Origin of the sequence: Yoonia sp. (assembly GCF_965660735.1) — a bacterium.
Lineage (GTDB): Bacteria > Pseudomonadota > Alphaproteobacteria > Rhodobacterales > Rhodobacteraceae > Yoonia.
Genome location: NZ_CBFIBD010000001.1, coordinates 157,301 through 171,913, shown reverse-complemented (window position 1 = coordinate 171,913; position 14,613 = coordinate 157,301). Strand labels below are relative to the sequence as shown.

Sequence of the window (14,613 nt, the reverse complement as noted above, 5' to 3'; positions counted from 1 at the left end):
ACAGTGGCCCATCCCACTAGCAACCGCGCAGTTTCAAAGGACAAGACAATGGCACGCAAACGCAAGGGTCGCGATATTTCCGGGTGGCTGGTCGTAGACAAACCCGCCGGGATCACCTCGACTGCGGTGGTCAACAAGGTGCGCTGGGCACTGGACGCCAAAAAGGCAGGCCATGCCGGCACGCTGGACCCCGAAGCGACGGGCGTGCTGGCCGTGGCCCTGGGCGAAGCAACCAAGACAGTCCCCTACATCACCGACGCACTGAAGGCCTATGTTTTCACTGTGCGTCTTGGCCAGGCCACCAACACCGACGACGCCGAAGGCAAGGTGATTGCGCAAAGCGACACGCGCCCCGATGATGATGCTATCAAGGCGGCGCTGGGTCAGTTTGTGGGTGACATCATGCAGGTGCCGCCACAGTTTTCGGCCGTCAAGGTCGATGGCGAACGCGCCTATAAAAAGGCCCGCGACGGCGAAGCGATGGACCTTGCCGCGCGCCCGCTTTGGGTCGAGGAACTGCTGCTGGCGGATCGCCCCGATGCAGATCACGTGGTGCTGGAAATGACATGTGGAAAGGGCGGTTATGTCCGCTCCATCGCGCGGGATCTGGGAGAGGTGCTGGGATGCTACGGCCATGTCGTCACCCTGCGCCGTATCTGGTCAGGGCCGTTTCAGGCCACAGATGGCGTGTCACTGGACCAGATTGATGCCATGGCGAAAACCCCCCAGCTTGACGCGCATATCCTGCCGCTGGAAATTGGTCTGGCCGACCTGCCAGAGGTCCGCTGCCTTGCCGAAAGCGTGGCGAAACTGCGCAACGGGAACCCCGCGTCGGTCATCGCATCCGATGTGGACTATGGCGAAGAGGTCTGGGCCTCTTTCGACGGGCAGGCGATTGCAGTCGGCACCTATCGCGGCGGCGAATTGCACCCGACCCGCGTATTTGTGACCCAAGACGGGTGATTACCCGCACGCATATCAAGGACGATGCGCCGTCAACCGCAGTCTATTCGGATTGCGCATGCTACCGCTATGCGCTGACGCGGACGTGGAACGCGGGCGGCAAACGCGTGTTGTTCGTGATGCTGAACCCATCCAAGGCAACAGAGGTGCAGAACGACCCCACCGTCGAACGCTGTGAACGCCGCGCACGGGCGTTGGGATTTGGCGCATTTCAGGTGACCAATATCTTTGCATGGCGCGAAACCGATCCGCACAAGATGCGCAAGGTGGCCGACCCGGTCGGACCGGACAATGACGCGATGATCCGCGCAGGCGCCGCATGGGCTGACCAGATCATCGCCGCATGGGGCACCCATGGCGCGCATCTTGGCCGGGGCCCTGCGGTCGCGCGCCTTTTGCACGCAAGCCAACAGCCACTGATGACACTGGGGCTGACAAAGGACGGCCACCCCAAGCATCCGCTATATATCAGTTACAGCCAGCAGCCCGCGCCTTGGGGCGGTTAACCAAACGTTAAGTTTCTGCACCGGCAAACGGTCCCGATATGCTAGCACAGCGCAAGGGGTCGGGGGCGGCTGCGATCAGATCAGGTTTATCATGTTGGCAATTCTTGGACTTATGGGCATCGCCATGTCGGCGATCGTGGTCGGAAAGACCGATTTCGACGATCCTGAAACCCCGGGAGAAGCCCAGGAGCATGACAGACCGGAAATCGAAATCGCCCCGCTGGACGAGGTGTTGAAAATGACCGACGATGACACGGTGATCTTTGCCGGTGACGATGACAACACTGTCCAGACAGGGGCGGGTAACGACTATGTCGATGGCGAAGACGGCAACGATCATCTGGTCGGTGGTGCCGGCCATGACACGATTCAGGGTGGGCGGGGCGATGATGTGCTGGATGGTGGCGCAGGTGATGATACGCTGAACGGCCATGTCGGTGATGACATGATCATGGGCCGCGCAGGAAATGATGCGCTGAATGGCGGTGCGGGTGACGATGTGCTGAGGGGCGGCGCCGGGAATGATACGTTACTGGGATCACTGGGCAATGACGTGCTGACAGGGGGCGACGGGGCAGACGTGCTGCACGGGGGGGCGGGTGACGACATTCTGGATGATCGCGGCGACAATTTCCGCGACTTCCTGAATGGCGGCGCTGGCAATGACGTGCTGACGGGCGATACGGGTGACAATCTGCACGGCGGGACCGGGGCCGATACATTCGCACTGGATGCCGGCGGGCACCCGCTTGTCGCGGATTATGATCCGGCCGAGGATCTGATCGAACTGACGTTTGAAGGCACGATGCCCGCGCTGTCCACCGCGTTGTCAGATGACGGGCTAGTGTTGCTGGCGGACGGGATCGCTGTTGCGACATTTGCCAACCAAAGTGTGCTTGATCTGGGCCGGGTATCCCTGATCCCGGCATAAACCCCTTTTCATCCGGGCCGAAAAGCCCTAAACGCACGCATCCAAGCGGGAATCTCCCGTGTGGACCCTCCACGGGCCTTTCTGGACGACATCCCGGATCGCGCCATTCACCCTTTAGACAAGGAGACCCCGATGTCGATTACTGCTGAAGAAAAAGCACGGCTGATGAAAGAATTCGCAACCAAGGAAGGCGACACCGGTTCGCCCGAAGTCCAAGTTGCCATCCTGTCGTCGCGCATCGCAACATTGACAGAGCATTTCAAGACCCACAAGAAAGACAACCACGGTCGCCGTGGCCTTTTGAAAATGGTCGCCTTGCGCCGCAAGCTGCTCGACTACGCCCGCGCCAAGGATGAGGCACGTTATCAGGATCTCATCAAGCGTCTCGGTCTGCGTCGCTAACGCAGCCGGACTTTGCGTCAGGCAAATGCCAAGACGTTGGAACGCCCGCCATTTGGTGGGCGTTTTTTTGTCTCTTCCCCATTCTGCAACCGCCCGCACTTCGCCGCAATTGAATCACGCAAAAGCCAAGCTCCGCTGGTTTTAGCGTCCCAGTAAGAACTTGTTAATCGGTTGATCTTTCTTGTGATTTTGTGTGTTGCGCCATCACCAAGGATCGCCCCGGACTGTGGGCCACAGGAGGGCCGCATCCGTGAAAAAACCCAAATCACTTTCATTGGCTATGGCGGTGGCATTGGCACCCCAATTTGCTCAGGCATTTGATGTAGAGGATTTCGTCTCCAACTCCTTTCCTCTTGGCTCTTGCAACGTTAACAGGGTAGCAGACTCCGGCAAAACCGCTTATGCGCGGATGGGACATTTGAAACCGACAACTACATCGGCTTTCGTTTTACCACCGCCACGAATTCGCAAAATGATGCAAACTATCCGGCAGGTACTTACGAGTTCCGCGTCGGTACGGGCGAGAGTGGATTCCCACCGCCGCCAATTCCTCAGCCAGAAGTTGAGGTCAGCGCGAGAGGAATAAGCAGCTTCATGCAATCCCGCGCCCGTCAACTGGCCGCATCACAGCCCGATCTGACCGGGTTGATGACCGGCAGCGCCGGGCGTTTCAACGTTGCCGCGACCCAGGCCGCCGGGACATTCGATTTGGCCACCAACAGTAACCAACCTGTCTGGGCGCAGTTATCAGGCAATTGGTCCGAAACGGACGGCGCTGAAACCAATTATTTCGCGGGTTCCGTTGGCGCGCATATGGACCTTTCGGCAAATACATTGCTGGGTCTGATGGTCAGCTTCGACAAAACCACGCAAACCAATGGGGACGTGGAAACCACCGGCACCGGCTATCTGGTCGGGCCCTATCTGGTGGCGAAACTGCCCAGCCAACTGCTATATTTCGAGGCACGCGCCTTGGGCGGAACCTCGACCAATGACATCACCGACGCCGGGACCGAAGTGGGCACGTTTGACACCGACCGCGTCTTGGCCAAGGTCAAGGTATCGGGCGAGGTCGCAACCAGCACCACGACACTGATCCCATCGCTGGCCGCGACCTATGTGCAGGACGATCAGGCGGCCTTTACCGACAACAACGCCAATGTCGTCGCCGCACAGGACATGGCGATGACAGATGTCGCCGCCGGGCTGGATTTTGTAACGCCGATCAGCGTCGCGACGGGCGAACTGACCCTGAAGGGCGGCATCGCGGGCGTCTGGTCACAGGCCGAAGCAAATGCTGTGACCACCGAAACGGGCTATGGCCGGGTCAACCTTGGGTGCAGCTATTCGCTGGACAGCGGCCTGAACGTGTCCGCGAACGCGATCTATAATGGCATCGGCGAAGACAACTATAAAAGCCTGGGCGTCAACCTGCAGGTCAGCCTGCGCTTTTGACGGGACGCGGGTCAGAACAAGGCAGGCGCAATCCTGTCTTGCACTGATCCGCGCGACCGATTAAACGCCTTGCCACAAGCCCCAATAGCTCAGTCGGTAGAGCAACTGTTTCGTAAATAGTAGGTCGGCGGTTCAAGTCCGTCTTGGGGCACCAAAATTTCAGATATCCCAGAGGTTTCGCTTTGCCTTTTTGCAACTGCAAAGTGCCTTGAACCATGGCGCAAATGCCGGTCCGCCTGCTTTGCAAGCATTTCTGCGGCACCACAGATTGTGCCATCAAACCCGCCAGATCGTTCCAGACCCTGCCAAGACCGCGTAGTGGCGATTGCAAAAGCAGCGTAGAACAAGCGCATGTTTTGGGAACGAAACGGACCAGGGCCGTGATATAGCCGCGTATTAGAAATGCCAAAAACTTTAAAAGTGATACTTGAAACATGAGTTAGTTTATTTTAAGCATCTCTATGACGATTTTGGAACAGTTATCATGATTACTGCTGCACAGTTGCGCGCCGCGCGGGCTCTTCTTGGTATCGATCAGAAAACGCTGGCCGGGCTTTCAGGGTTGTCTGTGCCGACAATCCAACGGATGGAGGCAAGTTCGGGAAATGTCCGCGGGGTTGTGGACAGCTTGACGAAAATTGTCGCCGCGCTTGACATTGCGGGCATTGAACTGATTGCCGAAGGTGCCTCTAGCACGGCAGGCGGGCGCGGGGTGCGCCTGAAAACACCGCCACCTAAACATTAACGCTTCAACACGCGACGGCGACCGCCGACCAATTGCCGACGATCCCACCGCACAACCTGACAAAGGTGCGGCTAACGATGACAGACCAGACAATCCGACAGGGCGCGCCACCCGGCTTTGCCGCGCTGTTCACGCCGAAATTGCTGACCGTCCTGCGCGAAGGCTATGGCATGGCACAGCTGCGCAGCGACGCCATGGCCGGACTGACTGTTGCCATCGTGGCACTGCCGCTAAGCATGGCGATTGCCATTGCATCGGGTGCGACCCCCGCACAAGGGCTTTACACCGCCATTGTGGGCGGTTTTCTTGTTTCTTTACTAGGTGGTTCGCGGTTTCAGATCGGCGGACCCGCAGGGGCGTTTATCGTTCTGGTCGCCGGCACGGTCGCGGCACATGGCATGGAAGGGCTGATTCTGGCCACCATGATGTCAGGCTTCATGCTGATGGTGGCTGGCTTCCTGCGCCTTGGCACGTATATCAAGTTTATCCCTTTTCCGGTGACCGTCGGTTTCACTGCTGGTATTGCTGTCATCATCTTTGCCAGTCAGATCAGGGAGTTGCTAGGGCTGACACTTGCGCAGGAACCGGGCGCGCTGTTGGAAAAGCTGCCCGCGCTCTGGGATGTGCGGGCGACGCTGACGCCGGCCGCGCTGGTGGTGTCGGCAGGCACTGTGGGCATTATTCTCGGATTGAAACACTGGCGTCCCCATTGGCCCGGCATGCTGATCGCCGTCGCCGTCGTTGCTGCGGCAGCGATACTTCTGTCGCTTCCGGTTCAGACCATCGGCACACGGTTCGGCGGCATCCCGTCGGGACTGCCTGGACCGAAACTGCCGGTATTTACAGTTGATCTGGCTTGGCAGGTCTTACCGGCGGCGATTTCCTTTACCTTGCTTGGGGCAATCGAATCGCTGCTTTCGGCGGTGGTGGCCGACGGGATGACCGGCCGACGGCATCGTTCAAATTGCGAACTTGTGGCGCAGGGCGTCGCCAATATCGGGTCGGCTCTTTTTGGCGGGTTCTGTGTGACCGGCACCATCGCCCGCACGGCGACCAACGTGCGTGCCGGGGCGCATGGCCCGGTCGCCGGTATGCTGCATTCTGTATTTATCCTTTTGTTCATGCTGATCGCAGCCCCGCTTGCCGCCTACATCCCGTTGGCAGCCCTAGCCGGGGTGCTGGCCGTCGTCGCGTGGAACATGATCGAGAAACCTGCCATCGCCGTGCTTTTACGGTCGGGTCGGGGCGATGCGGCCGTCTTGGGGGTCACATTCTTGCTCACCATCTTCCGCGACCTGACCGAGGCCATCATTGTCGGTTTTGCACTTGGCTCTGTGCTGTTCATCAACCGGATGAGCCAACATGCCGCCGTCGAAACGGAAACCCCCTTTGTCGGCCAGGATGCGCCGGACGGGGACACCGACTATGATGCGGCCACCGGCGCGAATCCTCGGATCGTCATATATCATATCACCGGTGCTTTCTTTTTTGGTGCCGCGGCCTCGATCGGATCAGTGCTTGATCGGATTCAGGCGACACACAAGGCGCTTATCATCGATTTCGCTGCTGTGCCGTTTCTGGATTCGACAGGGGCGAACGTGATCGAAGGGTTGGCCCGAAAGGCCCGACGGCAAGATGTGCGGCTTTATGTGGCGGCGGCCAATCCCGATATCCGGCAGGCCCTGCTGACGCATGGCGTCCGACCGCCCGAAACCTGCTATACAACGACAGTCGAAGGCGCGCTTGCCCGCGAGGCAGAGGCGACCACATGATGTATCATTTCTTGCCGTCACCGCCCAAGATGCTGCGCCGCGGTCTGTTTGATCGCAATATGCGCCCATCCACGTTGCTTGCGGTCAACGCCCGCCCAGATCGTTGGAACCCAAGCAAGGGACCCTGGCGTGCGGTCAGGGCGGCATTCAACATTTTCACCCCGCAGTCCACTTAGAAACGACAAGGCAAGCGATGCCAGAAAGAGAAGCAAAAGCACTTTTGCGCCGCCGCAACTCGGGGGCGAATTTTCGCAGACGTGTCGTCTTGCGCGCGCTTGATCAGCCAAGGGCCCAGTCAGAGCTGCGCGATGTTCTTGGAATGAGCAATTCGGGAACTTTGCATCTTTTGCGCCGCATGGAGCGCGACGGGCTGGTGCGCCCGACCGACCGCGTCGGATGGACCCAGATCTGGGAAAGGCGCGACGACAACGGCACGGAAAGACGATAGACCGTTCGGCCAGATACTGCCCCCGGCCCACATTGCCGGGGACTGCCCTGCCGATCCACGATATCGGACTGGTCTGCGCCACACCCCAAGCAGAGGATCAGAGCGATTGTCCTGCGGTATCGTTGATCAGGTCCGATACTTTCTCGCCGATCATGATCGCGGGGGCGTTGGTGTTGCCTGACACGATTTCCGGCATGATCGAACAATCCGCCACGCGCAGCCCTGCGATGCCATGCACACGCAGTTGCGCGTCAACCACCGCATCCTGACCACTGCCCATCTTGCAGGTGCCGGTGGGGTGATAGATCGAGACACTGTTACTGCGCGCCCAGTCCAGCGTGCCTGCATCATCTTCCAGATCAAGCGCGGGATTGGGGCGGAATTCTTCGGATATCTTGGATGACAGCGGGGCATAGCGCGCGATGCGCCGCGCAATCTTCACGCCTTCGACAATGGTCTGACAGTCAGTCTCGGTGGACAGATAGCGGGGCACGATCTTGGGATATTTGCGCGGATCATTGCCATCAAGCCGGATTTCGCCACGGCTTTCGGGGCGCAGCTGGCACACCGACATCGTGAAGGCGGAAAACGGATGCACTCCTTCGCCCGGGCTGTCGGCAGACCACGGTTGCACGTGGAACTGAATATCCGGCGTGGCCACATCGGGGCGGGTTTTCAGAAACCCCGTGGCCAGACTGGCGGCCATTGTCATTGGACCGGACCGGAACATGGCGTATTTCAACGCGATCCGCGCTTGATTGAACAGGCTGCGCACCTCGTCGTTCAGGGTGGGTTCATTGCATTTGAACACCAGCCGCGCCTGCAAATGGTCTTGCAGGTTCTTGCCGACACCCGGCAGGTGATGCACCGGGTCGATGCCGTTGGATTTCAATTCGTCCGCATCGCCAATCCCCGACAACATCAATAGCTGGGGCGAATTGATCGCGCCGCCTGACAGGATAATCTCGCGGCGGGCGGTGACGGTGTGCAGGGCGCCGGACGGGTCGGCATAGGTGACGCTGACCGCGCGCTTGCCTTCGATGTTGATCTTGTTCACCTGCGCTTTGGTCACAATTTGCAGGTTTTCACGGTCACGCACGGGTTTAAGATAGGCCACTGCGGCACTGCACCGGCGCCCGTTCTTTGTCGTCAGTTGGAAATATCCTACGCCTTCCTGATCGGCGCCGTTATAGTCGGGGTTGAACGGGTAGCCCGCAGTTTGCGCCGCCGCGACCCATGCATCGCAGATCGGGCGCTGGATACGCATGTTCGACACCGCCAGAGGGCCGCTGTCACCATGAAATTCATCCGCGCCGCGCTCATTGTTTTCGGCCCTTTTGAACAGCGGAAGCACATCGTCCCAGGCCCAGCCGTCGTTGCCCATCTGCCGCCAGCGGTCGTAATCCTGCGGCTGGCCCCGCACATACAGCAAACCGTTCAGTGATGACGACCCGCCCAGAACCTTGCCGCGCGGCCAGTCGATGGCGCGCCCATTCAGGCCCGGATCGGGTTCCGTGCGGTAACACCAGTCCAGTGTCGGGTTATGCATCGTCTTGAAATAGCCGACCGGGATGTGAATCCACGGGTTCCAATCGCGCCCGCCTGCCTCCAGCAGGACGACCTTGTTGCTTGAAACGGCGCTCAGCCGGTTGGCAATAACGCATCCGGCCGAGCCCGCGCCGATGATCACATAGTCCGCTTCCACAGGGGGTCCTCCCGACTTGTCCAAAAAAACTCTATGCAAGTTGAAAAGACTAATCTACAGTTTTTTGGGACAAAACGTATCATTAATTGTCAACTAGGGAGGAAACAATGGCTATCAATGATCGCATCAAGGGGGTGTCCCGCAGGGATTTCTTCAAGATCGCAGGAACTTACGGGATGAGTTCGACGTTGCTCGCGGCGGGGACATTTGGCGGCGCCATGACGGCGGCCAACCTGGCCCGGGCGGCAGAATCGACCTATGAACGGCGCTTTGCCAAGGAAGCAAAACACACGCTGACCTTTGGTGCATCCGGTTTCAACCCGCAAAACCTGTTGATTGAACGGGCCGGCGCGCTGGAATTCGCGCGTGATCTTGAGGCGCGGACCGATGGTGAAATCCGCGTTGATTTCATCGGCAACAACCAGATTTGCGGCCAGCTGTCCTGCGTTGAAAAAACCCAGCAGGGCATCACCGATATCTATGCGGCCTCTACCCAGAACTCTGCCGGGGGCGCGCCCTATCTGAACGTGCTGGACTATGCCTACATGTTCCCCGGTCGGGCGTCGCAGTATCATTTCCTGTATCACCCCAAGAGCCAGGAAATCCTGCGCGACCCCTATGAAAAACGGCACGGCCTGAAATTCCTGTTCAGCCACTGCGAATTGCGCGGCATCCAGTTGGGGCTTAGCTGGCAGGACCGGCCCACCGTCACCAAGCTGGAAGAACTGTTCGGCACCAAGAACCGCGTGACCGGCACACAGTTAGGCCGCATCGCGATGGAGGCATTGAACCTGAACCCCGTGCCCGTCGCATGGGAAGAAACGCTCGATGGTCTGAAACAGGGTCTGATCGACGGGGCCGAAACATGGGCGTCCGCCGTGGCCTATGCCAACATGTCGCCCGTCGTCAGCCAGTGCGTTGACCTGAAATTCTTTTGCGGGACAGAGCACACCGCAATGAGCGCTTCTGTCTTCGACGGCCTGGGCGGTGAATTGCAGGACGCCGTGATGGAATCCTCCTATTGGGCGCAGACCCATGTGCAGGCCGCGAACGAAGCCGCATTGGTCAAGACGGTCGGTTTCTCTGATCCGCAGATGCCGGGCACGATTTTCGATGAAAACGACGTGCGCGTGGCGTTCCTGGACGATGCAGAAATCAAGAAGGCCGAACAGATGTGTTCGCCTGAATTCCAGCCGCAACTGTGGGAACAGTGGCGCGAGCGTCTGAACGGCTGGGCCGGTGGCATCGACACCTATCAGGAAATCTATGACATCGCCCGCGAAGTCGATGCGGATATGCTGCCTGAGAACGTCGAGCCCCGCCGCTGGTGGAAAGGCTGATCAGCCTTCTCTAGGCTGTAAGACAGGTCGCCGGCCCCATCACACTGGGGCCGGCGAATCCACGGGCCCGGTCCGACCGGGTGGGAGAAACCAAAGGGGAGGGTGGACCGATGTCGTTCTGGTCCGATACGGGCGCGCTGTTTGCCGCCTTTGCAAGTCAGGATTCCTGGACAATCCGCGAGGCACTGAAATCCGAAAACACGTGGTTCATCGGGCTGGCATTCCTTTTGCTGGCAGGTTGGGCGCTGGCGTGGATTTATCATCATGTGCCGGTCATCGAACGGTATCTGGAACGCACGATCATGGTGGTCAGCTATCTGGCGATAGCCCTGATCATTTTCTGGGGCGTGATCGACCGGTTCGTATTTTCCAATCAGCAACCCTGGTCCACGACCCTGCCACCGCTGCTGTTCATGATCATGGCATGGTTCGGCGCATCCTATAACATCCGGGTGCGCACGCACCTGAGCTTTTCCGAATTCCGCACATCCATGCCGCGCCCTGCACAGCTTGCCTGCCTTTGCCTTGATTGCGTGCTTTGGTTCGGTTTCGCGCTGATCCTGCTGGTGACAACATCACGACTGGTAGCGCTGTCGGCGTCGAATTTCCAGATCGTGCTGGGCACCGACAATACGATGCAGTGGTGGTTCCTGATCTCGGCACCACTGGCCGCCACGCTGATGGCGGCGCGGGCCATTGAAAATATCCAGGACGATTTCGCGAATTTCCGCTCTGGCGCGCCGCTGATCCGGCAGGCCGTCATCGGGGGGCAGGGCTGATGGCTGATGGTACACTGGTCACGCTCATCTCGGTTGGGGTGACATTTCTTTTCATGCTGGGGGTGCCGGTTCTGCTGGTCATCGCCTATTGGGTTATCGGTTGTTCCTTTGTTCTGGGGCTGACGCTGGACAATATGGGGGCCGAATTGTTGAACGTGTTCAACAAGGGATTTGCCCTGCTGGCCATGCCCCTGTTCATCCTGACAGGTGACCTGATCAACAAATCAGGGATCGCGCGCAGACTGTCCGATTTCGCATATTCCTGTCTGGGCTGGCTGCGTGGCGGTCTGGGCATGGCGGCGCTGGGGGCGTGTGGGCTGTTCGCGGCGATATCGGGGTCAAACTCGGCCACAACGGCGACGATCGGGTCGATGCTGCACCCTGAAATGGTCAAGGGCGGCTATGATGAACGGTTTTCTGCGGCCACCGCTGCGGCGGGCGGGACGGTGGGGATCATCATTCCACCGTCAATCATTTTCATTGTCTATGGGTTCCTGATGAACCTGCCAATTTCCGAATTGTTCGTGGCAGGGATCATCCCCGGTGCGCTGATGGTGATCGGCATGCAGTTTGCCTGCTGGATCATCTGCCGGATCAACGGCTGGGGTTATCTGATTCCGCTGCAACTGAACCGGGTGCTGAAAACAGCCTTTGGCGCATGGCTGGGGTTCTTTGCCATCGGGCTGGTGCTGTGGGGCATCTACACCGGCAAGTTTTCCCCGACCGAAGCGGCAGGCGTGACAGTGGGTTTCTGCATTATCGCTGGTGTTCTGTCGGCCTTGGTGACAAGGGTTCTGCGGCTAAAATCCGATAAGACATGGGACGAAAAAAGCTATGGCGAAATGCTGGTTGTCGACGGGTTCACCCCTTGGCAAATCCCCAGCATCACCATGCGGTCGGCAGAGATCACGGGGATCCTTGCCCCGCTGATCGCCATTTCCGTCGTGATGCAGCAGATCCTGTCCTTGTTGGGCGCGCAGCAGGTCATCGGTGATTTCGTGACATCCATGGGCGGCTATTACGCAGTGTTGTTCACTGCGATGGTCATCGTGTTCTTTTCAGGGATGGTGCTGGAATCACTGCCGGTGACGATTATCTTGGCGCCGATCCTGGCGCCGATTGCCGCAAATGTCGGGGTGGATCCGATCCATTTCTCGGTTATCTTCCTTGTTGGTGCATCCATCGGGTTCATTACCCCGCCTTACGGGCTGAACCTTTATGTCGCATCCGGTGTGACGGGCGTTCCCTATTTCCGGCTTCTTCGCTACACGGTGCCTTATTTGATCGCGTTGATCAGCGTTTGGATTCTGGTTGCTTTGACACCCGACCTGGCTTTGATGCTGCTTCCCGATCGCTAAGCTGCGAAAGGTCAGCACATGCCCGACGACCAACACGCTGACACCCGGGACCAGATCCCGACGAACCTGCGGCTTCTTCTGATCATGGAAGAAGTCGCACGGACGGGCCTGCCCGTGTCGCCTGCATCACTCTCCGAGGCATTGGGCCTGCCAAAGCCGACGATACACCGTCTGTTGACCACCGCCGAGGCCAAAGGGTTTTTGCAGCGCGACGTTGATGGTCGGTCATACGGGCCAGGAAAACGGTTGCGGCGGCTGGCGGCCAACACACTGTCATCGCAGCGGGTGCGCACCGAACGGCTGATGATCATGAAGGCACTGGCCGAGCAGGTGGGTGAAACCTGCAACCTTGCCGCACCCGGCCGGTATGGCATGGTGTATCTGGATCGGGTCGAAACGCATTGGCCGCTGCGCATTCAGTTGCCGGTTGGCACGCAGGTGCCGTTCAACTGCACCGCCAGTGGCAAGATGTATCTGTCATCCCTGCGTGCAGACAAACTTGACCGGCTTATCAGCGCGATTGATTTGCAGCGATGCACGGACCAGTCACTGACCGACCCTAACGTGTTGCACGATGAAATCTCTGCGACGCGCGCGCGGGGCTATGCCACCGACGACCAGGAATTCATGGATGGGATGGCCGCAATCTGTGTTGCGATCAAGGATAACGAACAAAGGCTTCTGACCACGCTGTCGATCCATGCCCCCGTGCAACGCAAGACCTTGGCGGATCTGGAAGCGCAACTTGGCCCATTGCAGAATGCGGCCCGCAAACTGGAAAAGCTGGCGCAGGATTAAGCGGCTTTGACGCAAGTCGCATTATTGACTCGCAAGCGCCGCGCCACTGGTGATCAACGATGGAACGATCTGCTGCAAGGCGCGGTTCCAGCGGGTCACCGGCTGTTCGGCAATGAAAATTATGTCATTTGGCCGCAGCTCCATGCGCGTTGCCAGCACAAGGTTTGCCGCATTGCTGGTATCTATGCGCCAAGCCGTGACAAGGTCTGAACCCGACACACCCCGCAGCACATAAATTTGCGATGGATTCCCGGTTTCACTGGAAAAACCGTTCCCCGAAAACAGGGCATCGGCAACCGTCGCGGCGCGCCCGAATGGCAAGGCGAACCGCCCGGGCCGGGCCACCTCGCCTGATAAATAGACATGGTCGCGCGCAACCGCATCGAGTGCGACAAGATCTTGAAACGTCGCACGGCGTTCCGCAAGGGCCGCATGCTGCCGCGCGATTTCTGCGGTCAATTCGGCCAGCGCCTGCGCCCGGCCCTGTTGGTCAAGTTGGGCAAGCGTAATTTGTTCCTGAAAATAGGCCTGCGCCTTTTCCAGCGTAAAGGCGCTATCGACGAAGATGCTGTCCCCCGCGATCAGCCGGGTTTTCTGATAGACCGGACGCGCAAGATATTCTGTCAGCGGAATCTGAAACAGCGTTCCCGCGCGATAGATACGGAGCGACGTAGACTCAGGATCATCGCTGGAAAAACCACCCGCGCGCGCCAGCGCCTCGTCCAGAAAAAGCGGGGTCAAATCGATTGGAATGATGACCGGCTGCGCCACCGCTCCACCCAGCGTTACGTTCTGCGAGTTGAACTCTGCGATCTCGAGGCTGAAGGTCGGTTCAATGCCTTTCTGCACAAGGCTTTGGAACAATTGCCCTTCTGCCTCTTGCAGGGTGGACCCGGCCAGCCGAATACGCCCGACATCAGGCACGGCGATTGCGCCGTCATCCTGAACGGTATAGCCCTGTCTACTGCTCTGCGCGGCAAGCAAGCCGGAAAGTTCCTGCACGGTGCTGCCGGCAGTCTTGCTTGCCAGAATGACCACATCTCCGACGCCGATCCGATACGGACCAGTGGCCGGGTCCGGCGGTGGAGAGATCGGCATCACCGTCGGACGTGCCTGCGCAGCAAGACTGGGTTTAGGGGTTTGCCTTGGCCCTGAAACGATGCCGGAAACAGGCGCAGTCTGGAAAAAGGCATCGGGCACCTGCACAGGTTCATAGGGGTCTTGATTGGCGCGTTGTAAGGTCTTGGCAGTCAGCGGAACGACCTGCACCCTATCATTTTCGGCATCGACCTGCGGAGAGATATAAATCGCCCCGCAACCGGAAAGGCACAACACAATCGCGGCAACTGCCGGCCATTTCAGCATCGGGTTCTCCGTGCGGGGCGATGGCGGTCAAGACCGCATCGTCTCA

General features: G+C 59.0%; 14 protein-coding genes and 1 tRNA gene. 13 read left to right on the top strand and 2 right to left on the bottom strand.

Annotated elements, in window-relative coordinates; all coding sequences use genetic code 11:
- Positions 1 to 48: 48 nt before the first annotated feature.
- From truB to ACTG4B_RS00790, 9 genes are all read left to right on the top strand, one after another.
- The gene (gene truB, locus ACTG4B_RS00830) at positions 49 to 963 is read left to right on the top strand and encodes a tRNA pseudouridine(55) synthase TruB (RefSeq protein WP_439153768.1); all 915 of its coding nucleotides are present in this window, start codon (positions 49 to 51) and stop codon (positions 961 to 963) included.
- On the top strand, positions 960 to 1,469 hold the full coding sequence (locus tag ACTG4B_RS00825; protein ID WP_439153767.1) for a DUF1643 domain-containing protein: 510 nt from the start codon (positions 960 to 962) through the stop codon (positions 1,467 to 1,469). The genes truB and ACTG4B_RS00825 overlap by 4 nt, the downstream gene beginning before the upstream one ends.
- 91 nt (positions 1,470 to 1,560) lie before the next feature.
- Positions 1,561 to 2,400: a calcium-binding protein gene (locus ACTG4B_RS00820; RefSeq protein ID WP_439153766.1), complete on the top strand. Its 840-nt coding sequence runs from the start codon at positions 1,561 to 1,563 to the stop codon at positions 2,398 to 2,400.
- A gap of 132 nt (positions 2,401 to 2,532) precedes the next feature.
- Positions 2,533 to 2,802, top strand: coding sequence for a 30S ribosomal protein S15 (rpsO, locus tag ACTG4B_RS00815; RefSeq protein ID WP_439153856.1), 270 nt, complete (start codon positions 2,533 to 2,535; stop codon positions 2,800 to 2,802).
- Positions 2,803 to 3,396: 594 nt separating this feature from the next.
- Complete coding sequence (locus ACTG4B_RS00810) at positions 3,397 to 4,257, top strand: autotransporter outer membrane beta-barrel domain-containing protein (protein WP_439153765.1); 861 nt, start codon at positions 3,397 to 3,399, stop codon at positions 4,255 to 4,257.
- A gap of 78 nt (positions 4,258 to 4,335) precedes the next feature.
- Positions 4,336 to 4,411 (top strand) — tRNA-Thr (locus ACTG4B_RS00805).
- A gap of 330 nt (positions 4,412 to 4,741) precedes the next feature.
- Positions 4,742 to 5,002 carry a helix-turn-helix domain-containing protein gene (locus tag ACTG4B_RS00800; RefSeq protein WP_439153764.1) on the top strand — a complete coding sequence of 87 codons (261 nt, stop codon included), beginning with the start codon at positions 4,742 to 4,744 and terminating at the stop codon, positions 5,000 to 5,002.
- Between the two features lie 77 nt (positions 5,003 to 5,079).
- Positions 5,080 to 6,774, top strand: coding sequence for a SulP family inorganic anion transporter (locus tag ACTG4B_RS00795; protein WP_439153763.1), 1,695 nt, complete (start codon positions 5,080 to 5,082; stop codon positions 6,772 to 6,774).
- A gap of 193 nt (positions 6,775 to 6,967) precedes the next feature.
- Positions 6,968 to 7,222: a hypothetical protein gene (locus ACTG4B_RS00790; RefSeq protein WP_439153762.1), complete on the top strand. Its 255-nt coding sequence runs from the start codon at positions 6,968 to 6,970 to the stop codon at positions 7,220 to 7,222.
- Positions 7,223 to 7,319: 97 nt separating this feature from the next.
- Here ACTG4B_RS00790 and ACTG4B_RS00785 read toward each other — a convergent pair whose 3' ends face one another.
- A complete protein-coding gene (locus ACTG4B_RS00785) occupies positions 7,320 to 8,927 on the bottom strand; it encodes a GMC family oxidoreductase (protein WP_439153761.1) in 1,608 nt (535 codons plus the stop codon).
- A 107-nt stretch (positions 8,928 to 9,034) separates the two neighbouring features.
- On the opposite strand from ACTG4B_RS00785, the gene ACTG4B_RS00780 reads away from it, so the two are divergent.
- From ACTG4B_RS00780 to ACTG4B_RS00765, 4 genes are all read left to right on the top strand, one after another.
- Entirely contained in the window at positions 9,035 to 10,267 is a 1,233-nt protein-coding gene (locus ACTG4B_RS00780) for a TRAP transporter substrate-binding protein (protein WP_439153760.1), read from the top strand.
- A gap of 110 nt (positions 10,268 to 10,377) precedes the next feature.
- Entirely contained in the window at positions 10,378 to 11,046 is a 669-nt protein-coding gene (locus ACTG4B_RS00775; RefSeq protein WP_439153759.1) for a TRAP transporter small permease, read from the top strand.
- A complete protein-coding gene (locus ACTG4B_RS00770; RefSeq protein ID WP_439153758.1) occupies positions 11,046 to 12,404 on the top strand; it encodes a TRAP transporter large permease in 1,359 nt (452 codons plus the stop codon). Before ACTG4B_RS00775 ends, ACTG4B_RS00770 begins: the two co-directional genes overlap by 1 nt.
- 18 nt (positions 12,405 to 12,422) lie before the next feature.
- Positions 12,423 to 13,202 (top strand): IclR family transcriptional regulator, encoded by a 780-nt coding sequence (locus ACTG4B_RS00765; RefSeq protein WP_439153757.1) that lies wholly within the window; start codon positions 12,423 to 12,425, stop codon positions 13,200 to 13,202.
- Positions 13,203 to 13,223: 21 nt separating this feature from the next.
- On the opposite strand, the gene ACTG4B_RS00760 is transcribed toward ACTG4B_RS00765, so the two are convergent.
- Entirely contained in the window at positions 13,224 to 14,567 is a 1,344-nt protein-coding gene (locus tag ACTG4B_RS00760; protein WP_439153756.1) for a polysaccharide biosynthesis/export family protein, read from the bottom strand.
- Positions 14,568 to 14,613: the final 46 nt, after the last annotated feature.

Coding starts and splice junctions, on each gene's coding strand:
- truB (WP_439153768.1), top strand. CDS start 49: ATGGCACGCAAACGCAAGGGTCGCGATATTTCCGGGTGGCTGGTCGTA.
- ACTG4B_RS00820 (WP_439153766.1), top strand. CDS start 1,561: ATGTTGGCAATTCTTGGACTTATGGGCATCGCCATGTCGGCGATCGTG.
- rpsO (WP_439153856.1), top strand. CDS start 2,533: ATGTCGATTACTGCTGAAGAAAAAGCACGGCTGATGAAAGAATTCGCA.
- ACTG4B_RS00810 (WP_439153765.1), top strand. CDS start 3,397: ATGCAATCCCGCGCCCGTCAACTGGCCGCATCACAGCCCGATCTGACC.
- ACTG4B_RS00800 (WP_439153764.1), top strand. CDS start 4,742: ATGATTACTGCTGCACAGTTGCGCGCCGCGCGGGCTCTTCTTGGTATC.
- ACTG4B_RS00795 (WP_439153763.1), top strand. CDS start 5,080: ATGACAGACCAGACAATCCGACAGGGCGCGCCACCCGGCTTTGCCGCG.
- ACTG4B_RS00790 (WP_439153762.1), top strand. CDS start 6,968: ATGCCAGAAAGAGAAGCAAAAGCACTTTTGCGCCGCCGCAACTCGGGG.
- ACTG4B_RS00780 (WP_439153760.1), top strand. CDS start 9,035: ATGGCTATCAATGATCGCATCAAGGGGGTGTCCCGCAGGGATTTCTTC.
- ACTG4B_RS00775 (WP_439153759.1), top strand. CDS start 10,378: ATGTCGTTCTGGTCCGATACGGGCGCGCTGTTTGCCGCCTTTGCAAGT.
- ACTG4B_RS00770 (WP_439153758.1), top strand. CDS start 11,046: ATGGCTGATGGTACACTGGTCACGCTCATCTCGGTTGGGGTGACATTT.
- ACTG4B_RS00765 (WP_439153757.1), top strand. CDS start 12,423: ATGCCCGACGACCAACACGCTGACACCCGGGACCAGATCCCGACGAAC.
- ACTG4B_RS00760 (WP_439153756.1), bottom strand. CDS start 14,567: ATGCTGAAATGGCCGGCAGTTGCCGCGATTGTGTTGTGCCTTTCCGGT.